This is a genomic window from Brevibacillus brevis, from assembly GCF_001039275.2.
GTDB lineage: Bacteria > Bacillota > Bacilli > Brevibacillales > Brevibacillaceae > Brevibacillus > Brevibacillus brevis_C.
This window is the reverse complement of the sequence record NZ_CP030117.1, coordinates 3364462-3379945: the sequence shown is the minus strand read 5'-3', so window position 1 is coordinate 3379945 and position 15484 is coordinate 3364462. Positions and strand designations below refer to the sequence as shown.

Annotated in this window: 2 protein-coding genes; both read left to right on the top strand. The window is 47.8% G+C overall.

The genetic code is table 11. The features are described from left to right. Window positions 1–20: 20 nt before the first annotated feature. Window positions 21–3311, top strand: coding sequence for a non-ribosomal peptide synthetase (locus AB432_RS16135; protein ID WP_053079592.1), 3291 nt, complete (start codon window positions 21–23; stop codon window positions 3309–3311). 16 nt (window positions 3312–3327) lie between these two features. Further along, the gene (locus AB432_RS16130; protein WP_113732276.1) at window positions 3328–15438 is read left to right on the top strand and encodes a non-ribosomal peptide synthetase; all 12111 of its coding nucleotides are present in this window, start codon (window positions 3328–3330) and stop codon (window positions 15436–15438) included. The last annotated feature ends 46 nt before the right edge of the window (window positions 15439–15484 follow it).

Here is a 15484-nt window from a genome sequence, read left to right as displayed (position 1 = left end):
GAGTGAGGCGGGGGAAAAACATGACGACTTTTTCCAGAGAACATGTACAAGATATCTATTCACTCTCACCGATGCAGGAAGGGATGCTCTTTCATGCATTGGCTGATCAAGATGATACGTCTTATCAAGTGCAGATCGTGCTGCCTGTTACAGGTGATCTGCATGTGACGGTACTAGCGAAAAGCTTTGAATTACTTGTCCAACGCCACGAGGTACTACGCACTACCTTTTTGCATGAACAGGTAAAACAGCCGATGCAGGTCGTCCTCCGGGAGCGACCGCTAATGATAAAAGTGCAAAAACGCCCTATCGAATCAGTTGAATTTCCCGTGGAGGAATGGGTAGAAAAGCTAATCAGGGAGGACCGGGAGCGAGGATTTGATCTTACAAAAGACTCTTTGATCCGCTTGCAGATCATCGAGAAGGGCGAAAAGGAATGGACCCTCTTGATCAGCTTCCATCACATTCTGATGGACGGGTGGTGCGCAGATATTATTTTGGGAGATCTGGTGCAGATCTATCATTCACTATTGAATAGAACGCTAGACCAATTGCCTCCCACTCAGCCGTACAGCCACTATATGAAATGGCTGTGGAAACAAGATCGGAGCAGTGCTCTCGAATATTGGCAGAATGAATTGCATGGTTATGAGGAAATCGCCCCCTTACCAGTAGGGAGCAAGCTACGTGATGCCTCCTCTGTTGCTGGAGAGTATGATGTGTTCCTCGATTTAGCGGTAACACAGCGGCTTACACATATCGCCCGACAAAATCAGGTGACACTAAGTTCCGTGTTCCAAGCAATCTGGGGGATCGTATTGCAAACCTATAACGACCGCACTGATGTTGTTTTTGGTACGGTGGTAGCTGGACGTCCAGCCGAGCTTTCCGGGGTGGAAAAGATGGTTGGGCTCTTCATAAACACCTTACCTCTGCGGGTAAAAACGGCACAGGAACAGACATTTCAGGAGTTGTTGCAAAGCATTCACGAACAAACCAGGCTCGCCAAGAAGCATGAATATGTGCCTTTGTCCGAGATTCAGCGTGTAACATTAGGGGCTCCCCTTTTTGATCATTTGTTGGTTTTTGACAACAGCCCTGCGAATCAAGCGTGGAGAAGGCAATGGCAAGAAGACGGTGTACATGCTGGCGAGAAGCGTGTCATTGAGCATACCCATTACCCGCTTAGCATTACGGTCATGTCAAAATCCGATCAACTAATGCTGCGCCTGATCTACCGCCAAGAGCATTTTTCGAGCGAGGATATCCAACGCATGGCAGGTCATATCCAAACTGTCATCGAGTCTGTAAGCCTAGATGTCTCGATAGGTCTCGATGAGATCGAAATGCTTACCGCTGAGGAAAAACGCCACTTTCTAGCAGAAAAAAACCAGACGAAAACGAACTACCCCAGACAGAAGACGATCGCTGATCTATTTGAGCAACAGGTGAAAGCAGTGCCGAAACAGACCGCACTTGTATATGGTCAAGAGACGATAACTTATGAGGAGCTTAACCAGCGCGCAAACCGGATTGCTCATCAACTTCAGCAAAAAGGGGTCCAACCTGACGAACTGATCGGGATTTTTACTGAGCGTTCTCCCACTATGATTGCCGGAATTTTCGGTATTCTTAAAGCGGGCGTTGCATACGTCCCACTCGATCCGAGAAATCCTGTTGAACGGCTTGGTATGATCTTGTCTGACGCTAAACCCAAAATGGTCCTGATCCAAAGAGAAATGTGGGAGAAATGGAGAGAGGTCGAAGAAGGGATAAAGCATGGCGAGGCTTTTCAGGTGCTTGTGCTGGAGGATATGCTCGCAGCGACGAATCCTGGGTGGAATCAGGATCCCTTACGCACTTGTCAACCTGAGCATCTCGCCTACGTGATGTACACCTCTGGATCGACTGGAAAGCCCAAGGGTATTTTGACCCAGCACTTCAACGTAACTAGAGTAATAAAGACCACAAATTATCTGGAAATCACGCCGGACGACACAATCTTGCAATTGTCCAACTTCGCTTTTGATGGCTCCACCTTTGATATTTTCGGTGCGTTGTTAAATGGCGCCAAACTGGTGCTACTTGATTATGAAACACTTCTCAATATGACCGGATTGCTTTCGCAAATAAAAGAGCAGCGAGTAACCATTTTTTTCGTAACGACAGCTTTGTTCAACACACTGGTAGATCACAATATTGAAAGCTTTTCCGGCGTGCGCAAAGTGCTTTTCGGCGGGGAACGAGTCTCTCTGCGACATGTCCAAAAAGCCCTCGCTTATATGGGAAAGGGAGCAATCCTGCATGTATATGGTCCAACAGAGAGTACAGTCTATGCTACTTATCATGCGGTGGACGAGGTAGACGAGGAGCTCGGAACTGTCCCGATCGGTGTGCCACTTGCCAATACGCAGGTGTTTATCCTCAACAAGAAAAATCAAATGCAACCTTATGGCGCCATTGGAGAGCTATGTATTTCCGGGGACGGTCTGGCTCGTGGTTATCTGAACAATCCGGAGCTTACCGCCGAGAAATTTGTCCCACATCCGTTTTACCCTGGGGAACGGATGTACAAGACAGGGGATTTAGCTCGCTGGCTGCCTAATGGGACCATCGAATTTATTGGGCGGGTAGATCATCAGGTGAAGCGTAGAGGCTTTCGCATCGAGCTAGGTGAGATTGAGCATAGCCTTCTGGAGCTGGAAGGAGTGAAAGAGGCTGTAGTGATTAATTGGACGTCGACTACAGGATTGGATCAACTATGCGCCTATTTTGTAGCGAATTACGAGGTAGATGTCCAAGAACTACGTGTCCAGCTAGCGAAGTCCCTTCCGTACTATATGCTACCAGCTTCTTTCCACCAAATGGCCTCTCTCCCGTTAAACACAAATGGTAAGGTAGACCGTCGTGCTTTGCCTGAGCCAGACTGGGAGGACTTACAAAGCCAAGCGTACATGGCGCCACGCAATGAAACAGAGCAACAGCTTGTCCAAGTCTGGCAAGAGGTGCTGGGAATCTCACTGGTTGGTATCATGGACAATTATTTTCATTTAGGGGGAGATTCGATCAAGGCAATCCAGATATGTGCACGCCTTCGTGAACAGGAAGTCATGATTCAGGTAAAAGATTTGTTCAATCAGCCTACTATTGCAGGTCTCTCTTCTTTTTTACAAGGAAATCAGGCGCATGCCCCAGAGAGTAGCGCAAATGCCGATGGCGTTGATGAGACGCCTGTTCTACTTGATGAACTGGGTCTATCCATAGATGAAATAAAGGAATTAGAAGAGGAATTAAAGGAAACCATTCAATAATCATGGGGGTAAACATATGTCTTCACAACAATTGCTGCAAAAAGTGTATCCATTAACACCGATGCAGGAAGGAATTCTCTACCATTCCTTGCTCGATCCCAATGATCAGTCGTTCTTTGTTCAGCTTTCCTTTGGAATCAAAGGAGATCTTCAGAAATCTTTATTGGAGCAAAGCCTACAGCTTTTGATTATGCGTCATGATGTTTTTCGTACGGTTTTCAATACAGAGAAAGCAAAGCAACCGATCCAAATCGTGCTGGAAAAAAGAAAAAGCAAGATCAGCTATACGGACCTCTCTTTCTATTCAGGACAGGAGCAGGCAGACTTACTTGCCTCTTTGAAAGAGCAGGACCGGGCAAAGGGCTTTGACCTGACGCGCGACTTACTTATCCGCCTATCTGTTTTCAAAAAGGGAGAAGCCGATTTTCACCTACTGCTCAGTTTCCACCATATCATTGTGGATGGATGGAGCCTCGGGCCAATTATTGAGGAGCTCTTTGCGATTTATCAGGCCATGGCGGAAAACACCGATCCCCGGTTGCCGGAGCCGAAACCGTTTTCCACCTATTTGCAATGGTTGCATCAGCAGAATCAGCAAAAGGCAGGTGCATACTGGAGCGATTACATTGAGGGAGTAGACGAACCTACCTTGTTGCCATGGGCGAAGAAGGAAAAGTCTTCTGGATATCAACAACAAAAGGTACAGCTCACGATTTCCAAACAGGAAACAGCACGCCTAAAACGGTTGGCGAAAGAGCATCATGTAACGCTCAATACGGTTGTTCAATCCATCTGGAGTATCATCCTGAAGCGCTATAACAACGCTGACGATGTATTGTTCGGCGCGGTTGTATCTGGTCGACAAGCTCCGATTTCAGGAATTGAGCAGATGATCGGCCTGTTTATCAATACGAATCCTGTGCGTGTTCAATTTGAAGCCGGGATACGCTTTACAGAGCTAATGAAACGGATGCAGACACAGATGCTGGCATCGGAAGAGCATAGTTATTTTCCACTTTCCAAGATTCAGGCAGCTTCTGAATTGTCACAAGGGCTGATTCATCACATTATCGCTTTTGAAAATGTGCCGCTTGAAGTAGATTTGCTAGGCGGCCATGATTTTCAGGGCCTAAAACTGTATGATTTTGATCTGTTTGAACAGACCAACTATGATTTTAATCTGATTGTGATCCCGACAGAGGAATTAGCCATCACACTGAAATATAACGGCCTTGTCTACGAGCAGGGGCATATGGAAAGAGTGGCTGGCCATATCCGGGAAGTGGTAAAGACAATTCTAAGTGATCCCTCAGTAGAAATAGGCAAACTATGTATACTCACAGATGCAGAGCAAAATGAGCTATCACATCATTGCAACCAGACGAAGGTGGTATATCCCAAAGACAAGCTGCTGCATCAGGTGTTTACAGAATCAGCGAGGAGGCATCCAGAAAAAACAGCGCTTCTTTTCCGAGATCGGTCCATGACCTACCGGGAATTGCACGAACGCTCCAATCAGTTGGCCCGGGTATTGCGTCGAGAGGGTATCGTGCCCAATCAAATAGTCGGATTGATGGTAGAACGATCATTTGAGATGATGATTGCCATTCTGGCTATTCATAAGGCCGGTGGCGCGTATGTCCCCATCGATCCAGCCAACCCAGCCGAGCGCATTCGCTTCTTGCTCAAAGACAGCGAAGCCAAATTGCTCCTGACCCAGTCTCAGTTCATACAAGAACTGGATGTGGAGCAAATCGTCATGGATCTGGATGATAAAGCCCTTTACCAAGGAGATTCTTCTGATCTGGAATGTATGAATACTTCGGCCGATCTGGCTTATGTCATCTACACCTCTGGCTCGACAGGGATGCCTAAAGGCGTAATGATTGAACACCATGCTGTGATCAACAATTTGTGCTGGATGCAACATCAGTATCCGATCACGGAAAATGACGTGATCATGCAGAAGACAGCGTATACCTTTGATGTATCTGTCTTTGAGCTATGCTGGTGGTTCTTCCAGGGAGCAACGCTTTGCTTTCTCGAACCGGGCGGCGAAAAAGAGCCTGAGATGATTATTCAAACTGTCGAACAACAGGGTGTGACTGTCATTCATTTTGTCCCATCCATGCTTCAAGCTTTTTTGGATTATCTCGAATATGGCGACAATCATGTGAAGCGACTCTCTACCATTCAAAAAGTATTCGCTAGCGGAGAGGCGCTTACCGCTCAGCATGTGAATCGTTTTAATCAGCTATGGAGAGGTAATACTTCGCTCATCCTCTCAAATCTGTATGGACCAACCGAAGCTACTATCCATGTCTCTTATTATGATTGTCCGGCTGGGACAGAGGTGTCTACCGTTCTGATCGGGAAGCCAGTGGAGAATATCCAGTTGTATATTGTGGATCGGGATCATCAGCTTCAACCGTTGGGCGTACCGGGGGAACTGTGCATTGCAGGAGCAGGTTTGGCCAGAGGGTATGTGAATCGTCCTGAGCTGACGGAAGAGGTTTTTGTCCGAAATCCGTTTACCCCCGGAGCAAAAATGTACAAAACAGGCGACTTGTGCCGATTGCTGCCTGACGGAAATATCGAATACATGGGTCGGATGGATTTCCAGCTAAAAATTAGAGGATTTCGTATTGAAATGGGAGAGATCGAAGCGCATTTGTTTAACTATCGCGCCATCAGGCAAGCATTGGTAACGATGAATGAAGATATGCGTGGAGGAAAGTATCTGTGTGCCTATCTGATCATGTCCGAACCCCTTGATGAAGAGGATTTGCGCGCGTATTTGCTGGCGCGGTTGCCTAGTTATATGGTTCCGTCCTATTACATGCAACTGGATAGCTACCCGTTAAATCAGAGTGGCAAAATCGACCGTAAATCACTGCCGCTGCCAAACATTCAGGAGCAGGGAAATACTGAATATTTGGCACCGCGTGACGAGGCAGAGATGAACCTGGTTAAGGTGTGGCAAGATGTTCTGGGGGTTACACAGATTGGCATTGACGATCATTTCTTTGCGTTTGGCGGTGACTCGATCAAGGCGATTCAAGTCTCTTCTCGCCTGCAAAAACATGGACTGCAAGTCGGCATCAAAGATCTGTTTGACCATCCAACGGTAGCGCAATTGGCGAAAGTAATGAAGCGTTCTACCAAAAGCTGTGACCAGGGTGTGGTAACAGGGGATGTAGAGCTTACTCCGATTCAGCATTGGTTCTTTGACCAGGAGATTCCACAGCGCGGACATTGGAATCAAGCCTTCATGCTTTACAGAGAATCAGGTTTTGAGAAAGAAGCACTAGAAAAAGCGTTGACCCATTTGTCTATTCATCATGATGCACTACGAATGGTTTACCAGATAAATGAGCCACAGATTATTCAAACCAATAGAGGAGCGAAGGAGCCTCTCTATGAATTGGCGTTGTTCGATCTTCGCGAGCAGACCGAGATCGAGCAAACGATGCTGGAAAAAGCAAACGAAATCCAAAGAAGCATAGATATCACCAAAGGCCCACTCGTCAAGGCAGGACTCTTCCAGACAAATACAGGAGACCACCTCTTAATTGTCATTCACCATCTTGTCATCGACGGAGTGTCTTGGCGCATTTTGCTTGAGGATTTGGCTCAAGTATACAAACAAGCGTTGGAGCAAAAAGAGCTTCAGCTTCCAAAAAAGACGTCTTCTTATCAATCGTGGGCAAAAGGGCTAGCAGCCTATGCAAACCAGCAGCCGCTATTAAAAGAGAAAGATTATTGGCAAAAGCTTGAAGCATACAGAATCTCTCCGTTGCCCAAAGACCACCAAACGAAGAGCAATCTTGTCAAGGATACACACATATTGGAACGGGAACTAAACCAAAAGGAAACCATGCACCTCTTGCGTGTAGCTGGCAAAGCAGTGCGTGTGGAAACAAACGAAATACTCTTGGCGGCTCTTGGTCTGACTCTAAAAAAATGGACAAAAGAAGATCGCTTTTTAATCGGTATGGAAGGGCATGGACGTGAAGAAATTTTATCTGAGATAAGCGTCAGTAGAACTATCGGATGGTTTACGTCGGTGTATCCGCTTGCTCTGGAAATAATCGATACGGATGATTGGGGTGAGCAAATCAGCAAGGTTCACGAAACGCTTCAAAGTGTTCCGAATCGCGGGATCGGCTATGGAATCCTGAAATATTTGACTGCTGATGAAAATAAGCGAGAGCTGACGTTTTCTAAAACACCGGAAATCTGCTTCAACTATTTAGGGCAATTCGATCAGGAAATGGATGAGGTATATAGCGTATCTCCTGTGGGCACAGGGCAAATGCTCGACCCTTCTTCACAAAGAGCCCACGCCATTGATATCACCTGCATGGTCATGGGGGGCCAGTTCCGCCTTTCTATCCACTATAACCAGCAGGAATATCGGGAAGAGACAATAAGCAGGGTTGCTGATGATTTTATCTTCTATCTGCAGCAGCTCACAAGCTATTGTTCCAAGCTAGAGCCTGCAAGGGAAGCAACATTAAAGGATGACCATACAGTCAAAGCTTCCGAAGAAGTCTCTCCATACCCGGAAGCGAAGGCTGATTTCCAACATCTCTATCAGCCCTTCCCATTAACGGATATACAGATGGCGTACTTTTTAGGCCGAAATGCCGAGTTTGAATTAGGTGGAGTATCTACACATGTCTATACAGAAGTGGAGACCACGATTGATATAGGGCGATTCAATGCCAGCCTTAACCAAGTAATCAGTCGTCATCCCATGTTGCGAGCGATTATTTTGCCGACTGGCGAGCAACAAATTCTGGAGCATGTCCCAGCGTATCAGATTGAGGTTGTGGATTTGCGTGAGCTTGATGAAGCGGCACAGCAGGCTTGCATTCATGCCGAGCGCAATCGTATGTCACACTACGTGTTTCCCACTGATCAATGGCCGCTGTTTGAATTTAAGGCATATCGACTCTCTGAGAATAAGCATCTTTTATGTATGGGCCGAGACCTGTTGATTGCCGATGCGGCCAGTATGGATATCATCGGTCGGGATTTGATGAGATATTATGAGAATCCCGATGCAGAGTTGCCTGATTCGTCGTTTACCTTCCGCGATTATATGATGGCGTACAAAGCATTGAAGCAATCGGAAGTTTATGAGACTGACAAGCAATTTTGGTTGCAAAAGGTGGAAAGCTTTCCGCAGGCTCCGGCATTGCCACTCAGATGTAACCCGAATGACATTCAACTTCCCACTTTTCAACGTAAAGAACGAATCTATAGCAAGAAGCAATGGGAGAAGCTGAAGCGTATATCACTTGAGCATGGGGTTACACCTTCCGCTTTATTTGCCACGATCTATGCAGAGATTCTGGCACTCTGGAGCAACCAATCAGACATTGCGATCAATCTGACTGTCTTTAACCGCTATCCATTCCATCCTGATGTGGAACAAATAGTTGGTGACTTTACATCCAATTTGCTTTTGGGGATTCATTTTGCATCTCAGCCAACGATTTGGGAGAAAGCACGTTATGTACAGCAGGTGCTAATTGAAGCATTAGAGCATCGACATTTTGAAGGCGTTGAACTGATCCGCGAGTTGGTCAAATATCATGATTGGATGCATGGTAAAGCGGTCATGCCTTACGTATTCACCTCTGTATTGACGGGAGAGCAGCAGGCGGGTCGTCCTGGCTTGGAGCAATTGGGCGATCTCAAGACGGGGATTACTCAGACATCACAAGTCTATATTGATTTCCAGGCTACCTTGCTAGCGGATGAGCTGTGGATATTCTGGGATTATGTGGATGAGTTGTTTGAACCAGAGTTAATGGAGACGATGTTTGGTCATTTTTCTAGCATGGTAGATAGTTTGTTACAAGGGAATACGCCTGAACCACTCCAGATTGGTGAGAAAGATAGGATACAGATTGCTGCGTTTAATCATACGCAAGCAGAAATCCCATACACGACCCTGCATGCCTTGTTTGCCGAACAAGCACAGCGGGTACCGGATGCAGCGGCTGTAATCTGCCAAGAGCAGCACCTCACATATCGTGACCTTGACAAACGCTCCAATCAAGTAGCCCGTTATTTGCAGACACAGGGAATAGGGCGAGAGGATCGAGTAGCAGTCCTAGCGAGCCGTCAGGTTGGAACCATTGTGAATCTGTTGGGTGTCCTCAAGGCAGGAGCGGCATATGTTCCCGTCGATCCTGCGTATCCAGAAGAGCGCAGAAGCTATCTCCTGGAAAACAGCGATTGCAAGCTGTTGTTGCAGCCTGACCTGTACGAACAGGAAGGCTTGGCCAGCTATGCACCTGATGAGATGACGGATAACCACAATCCGGACGATGTGGCGTATGTCATCTATACTTCTGGCAGTACGGGCAGACCAAAAGGGGTAGTTATTACCCATGGAGCGTGCGCCAATACCATTCAGGACATCAATCGAAAATACGGGGTGAATGAGACGGATCGGATTATTGGTCTCTCCTCCATGTGCTTCGATCTATCCGTCTATGACATCTTTGGAGCACTGGGAGCAGGGGCGGCTCTGGTCATGATTCAAGATCAGCGTGACGTATTGGAGGTGCGTCAGGCGATAGAAGAACACGGAATTACGATCTGGAACTCGGTACCTGCGATCATGGAGATGCTGCTGGATAATGTCGACTCCTCCTTTGTCCAGGAACAAGTGAAGGTGGTACTGCTCAGCGGAGACTGGATCGCTCTGCATCTTCCGCAGAAGATCAAGCGGCACTTTACTCAAGCGCAGGTCATCAGCTTGGGAGGAGCAACCGAGGCTTCCATCTGGTCGATTTATTACCCGATCCCGGAAGCCCTGCCAGCAGGTATGCGCTCCATTCCCTATGGGATGCCGCTCGCCAATCAGCAGTTCTATGTGTTAAATCAGCAATTGCAGCATTGTCCTATTGGCGTGCAAGGAGAACTCTACATCGGGGGTATTGGTCTTGCCAAGGAATATCTGCATGATGAGGAGAAGACAAGCGCAGCCTTCATCCCCCATCCTGAACTGGGCAGACTCTATCGGACAGGCGACTATGGGGTGTTCCATCCCGAAGGCTTCATCGAGTTTTTGGGGCGCAAAGATCATCAGGTCAAAATCCGTGGCTATCGCATCGAGTTGGGAGAGATTGAGGGAAGACTCTTGGCCCATGATTTCGTCCGTCAAGCTGTCGTAGTCGACCAGACAGATCATCGCGGCAAGAAATATTTGTGTGCCTATTACAGCAGGGAAGAGGAAGAAGTGACAGCGGAGGAGCTGCGCATCTATCTCTTGCGCGAACTGCCGGAATACATGGTGCCAACGTACTTCATTGAGCTGGATGTAATCCCACTGACACCCAATGGGAAGGTCGATCGCAAGGCGTTGCCACAACCAGATACAAAGCAAGAGCTGGATGCCAAATATGTGGCTCCTCGTACGAACATCGAGGAAAAGCTTGCGCAAATCTGGTCCGAAGTGTTAGGGCTTGAGCGTGTCGGCGTAGAGGATCATTTCTTTGAGTTGGGTGGCAACTCCGTCCTTATGGTCCAAATCCGCACGTGTATCAGCAAAGAGCTGGGGGTCGATGTCAATCTGCGCGACTTCTTGAGTCACCAGACGATTTCCAAACTGGCTCATTTGCTTAATAGTGGAGATGTGACCCGAGCGGTCGTTTATCCGGTTCTCACACCAGATCCCGTTAACATGCATGAGCCATTTCCGCTCACAGATGTGCAAATGGCTTATCTCATGGGAAGGGAAGATCATTTTGAAATGGGCGGAGTCGCAACCCATGGTTATGCGGAGCTGGAAACACAAGCAGATATGTATGCGCTGAATGAAGCATTGAATAAAGTCATTGCTTACCAGCCGATGATGCGTGCGATTATCTTGCCAACGGGCGAACAAAAAATTTTGCAGCATGTACCAGCCTACCAGATAGAGATCCTCGATTTGACACATCTGGATGCTGATGCGCAACAGCAGTGGATTTTGCAAGAACGTGAGCGTATGTCACACTATGTATTTGCGACCGACCAGTGGCCACTCTTTGAATATAAAGCGTTCAAGTTGTCAGCCGATACCCACTATCTGTTTATCAGCTACGATATGCTGATCGCTGATGGTGCGAGTATCCAACTAATGGGCAAGCTGCTGATGAAATTTTATCAACAGCCTGACTGGCAGGCACCAGTGTTGGAGAGCACCTATCGCGACTACATTTTGGCTTTGGAAGCATTTAAAAAGACGAACACGTATGAAAGAGATAAAGCCTATTGGCTGGATCAGCTATCCACGTTCCCTCTGGCACCGATACTGCCGATGAAGCAGGAACCAAGCAGCATTGATTCGCCACACTTCAAGCGATTTGAGCAGGCTTTTGCCAGAGCAGACTGGGAGCAATTGAAACGCAAGGCGAATGAGCATAATGTAACACCGTCTGCCGTACTGTGTGCGGCTTATGCCCAAGTACTTTCTTTCTGGAGTAACCAATCTCATTTTGCTATCAATCTCACTGTCTTTAACCGGTTACCATTTCATGAGGATGTAAATAGCTTGATTGGTGATTTTACCTCCGTGATCCTGTTGGAGATCGACTTGCGAGCACAGCTCACTTTCTGGGAGAAGGCGGTCGCGATTCAGGAACGTTTGCTCGAGGCATTGGAGCATCGCCATTACGATGGAATCGAGATGATCCGAGAGTTGTCGAAATATCACCAGTATGGGACACGCTCCGTCATGCCGATTGTCTTTACCAGTATTCTGCTTGGAAACAAGGAATCCGGGGAAGTAAGCTGGTATGAACTAGGGGAAATTCAGATGGGTGCAGGTCAAACCTCGCAGGTTTATCTCGACCATCAAGTGTTTGAAGACAATGGTTCCCTACGCCTTGTGTGGGACTATGTCGATCAGTTGTTTGAGCCTGCGATCATCTCCACCATGTTTGCGCAATATACAGGCATTTTGGCGGCAGAGATCGAAGGACAGCAAGAATTTATTTTTGAACTGCGTCCACCGGAGCAAGAGAGCATTCACAGCTATAACCAGACAGCAGAAGAAATCCCGTACACGACCCTGCATGCCTTGTTTGCCGAACAAGCACAGCGGGTACCGGATGCAGCGGCTGTAATCTGCCAACAGCAGCACCTCACATATCGTGAACTTGATGAGCGTTCCAATCAAGTAGCCCGTTATTTGCAGGCACAGGGAGTAGGGCGACAGGATCGAGTAGCGGTCCTAGCGAGCCGTCAGGTTGGAACCATTGTGAATCTGTTGGGTGTCCTCAAGGCAGGAGCGGCATATGTTCCCGTTGATCCTGCGTATCCAGAAGAGCGCAGAAGCTATCTCCTGGAAAACAGCGATTGCAACCTGTTGTTGCAGCCTGACCTGTACGAACGGGAAGGTTTGGCCAGCTATGCAACAGATGAACTGAAGGATAACCACAATCCTGACGATGTGGCGTATGTCATCTATACGTCTGGCAGTACGGGCAGACCAAAAGGAGTGGTTATTACCCATGGAGCCTGCGCCAATACCATTCAGGACATCAACCGAAAATACGAGGTGAATGAGACGGATCGGATTATTGGCCTGTCCTCCATGTGCTTCGATTTATCTGTCTATGACATCTTTGGAGCGCTGGGAGCAGGGGCGGCTTTGGTCATGATTCAAGATCAGCGTGACGTATTGGAGGTGCGTCAGGCGATAGAAGAACACGGGATTACGATCTGGAACTCCGTACCTGCGATCATGGAGATGCTGCTGGATAATATAGAGTCTTCCTTTTTGCAGGAACAAGTGAAGGTGGTACTGCTCAGCGGAGACTGGATCGCTCTGCATCTTCCGCAGAAGATCAAGCGGCACTTTACTCAAGCGCAGGTCATCAGCTTGGGAGGAGCAACCGAGGCTTCCATCTGGTCGATTTATTACCCGATCCCGGAAACCTTGCCAGCAGGTATGCGCTCCATTCCCTATGGGATACCGCTCGCCAATCAGCAGTTCTATGTGCTTAATCAACAATTGCAGCATTGTCCTATCGGCGTGCAAGGGGAACTCTACATCGGGGGTATTGGTCTTGCCAAGGAATATCTGCATGATGAGGAGAAGACAGGCGCAGCCTTCATCTTCCATCCTGAACTGGGCAGACTCTATCGGACTGGCGACTATGGGGTGTTCCATCCCGAAGGCTTCATAGAGTTTTTGGGACGAAAAGATCATCAGGTCAAAATCCGTGGCTATCGCATCGAGTTGGGAGAGATTGAGGGAAGACTCTTGGCCCATGATTTCGTCCGTCAAGCTGTCGTAGTCGATCAGACAGATCATCGCGGCAAGAAATATTTGTGTGCCTATTACAGCAGGGAAGAGGAAGAAGTGACAGCGGAGGAGCTGCGCATCTATCTCTTGCGCGAACTGCCAGAATACATGGTGCCAACGTACTTCATCGAGCTGGATGTAATCCCACTGACACCCAATGGGAAAGTGGATCGCAAGGCGTTGCCACAGCCAGATACGAAACAAGAGATAGAATCAAGGTATGTCGCACCAAGCAACGCCTATGAAGAAAAGCTGTCCCAGATTTGGGCCGAAGTGTTAGGGCTTGAGCGTGTCGGCGTAGAGGATCATTTCTTTGAGCTGGGTGGCAACTCCGTCCTAATGGTCCAAATCCGGACACGTATCAGCAAAGAGCTGGGGGTCGATGTCAATCTGCGCGACTTCTTGAGTCACCAGACGATTTCCAAACTGGCTCATTTGCTTAATAGTGGAGATGTGACCCGAGCGGTCGTTTATCCGGTTCTCACACCAGATCCCGTTAACATGCATGAGCCATTTCCGCTCACAGATGTGCAAATGGCTTATCTCATGGGAAGGGAAGATCATTTTGAAATGGGCGGAGTCGCAACCCATGGTTATGCGGAGCTGGAAACACAAGCAGATATGCATGCGCTAAATGAAGCATTGAATAAAGTCATTGCTTACCAGCCGATGATGCGTGCGATTATCTTGCCAACGGGCGAACAAAAAATTCTACAGCAAGTACCAGCCTATCAAATAGAGATCCTCGATTTGACGCATCTGGATGCTGATGCGCAACAGCAGTGGATTTTGCAAGAACGCGAGCGCATGTCACACTATGTATTTGTAACCGACCAGTGGCCACTCTTTGAATATAAAGCGTTCAAGTTGTCAGCCGATACCCACTATCTGTTTATCAGCTACGATATGCTGATCGCTGATGGTGCGAGTTCCCAACTAATGGGCAAGCTGCTGATGAAATTTTATCAACAGCCTGACTGGCAGGCGCCGATATTGGATAGCACCTATCGCGACTACATTTTGGCTGTGGAAGCATTTAAAAAGACGAACACGTATGAAAGAGATAAAGCCTATTGGCTGGATCAGCTATCGACGTTCCCTCTGGCACCGATACTGCCGATGAAGCAGGAACCAAGCAGCATTGATTCGCCACACTTCAAGCGATTTGAGCAGGCTTTTGCCAGAGCAGACTGGGAGCAATTGAAACGCAAGGCGAATGAGCATAATGTAACACCGTCTGCTGTTCTGTGTGCGGCTTATGCGCAAGTTCTCGGGTATTGGAGTAACCAGTCTCATTTTGCGATCAATCTCACTGTCTTTAACCGGTTACCATTTCATGAGGATGTAAATAGCCTGATCGGTGACTTTACCTCCGTGATCCTGTTGGAGATCGACTTGCGGGCACAGCTCACTTTCTGGGAGAAGGCGGTTGCGATTCAGGAACGTTTGCTCGAGGCATTGGAGCATCGCCATTACGATGGAATCGAGATGATCCGGGAGTTGTCGAAATATCACCAGTATGGGACCCGCTCCGTCATGCCGATCGTCTTTACCAGTATTCTGCTTGGAAACAAGGAATCCGGGGATGCAAGCTGGAATGAACTAGGGGAATTCCAGATGGGTGCAGGCCAAACCTCGCAGGTTTATCTCGACCATCAAGTATTTGAAGACAATGGTTCCCTACGCCTTGTGTGGGACTATGTCGATCAGTTGTTTGAGCCTGCGATCATCTCCACCATGTTTTGCGCACTATACAGGCCACTTATTGGCGGCAGAAGTATCGAAGGACCAGCAAGAAATTTAATTTTTTAAACATGCGTCCATCGGAGCAAGAGAGCATTCACAGCTATGAAACCAG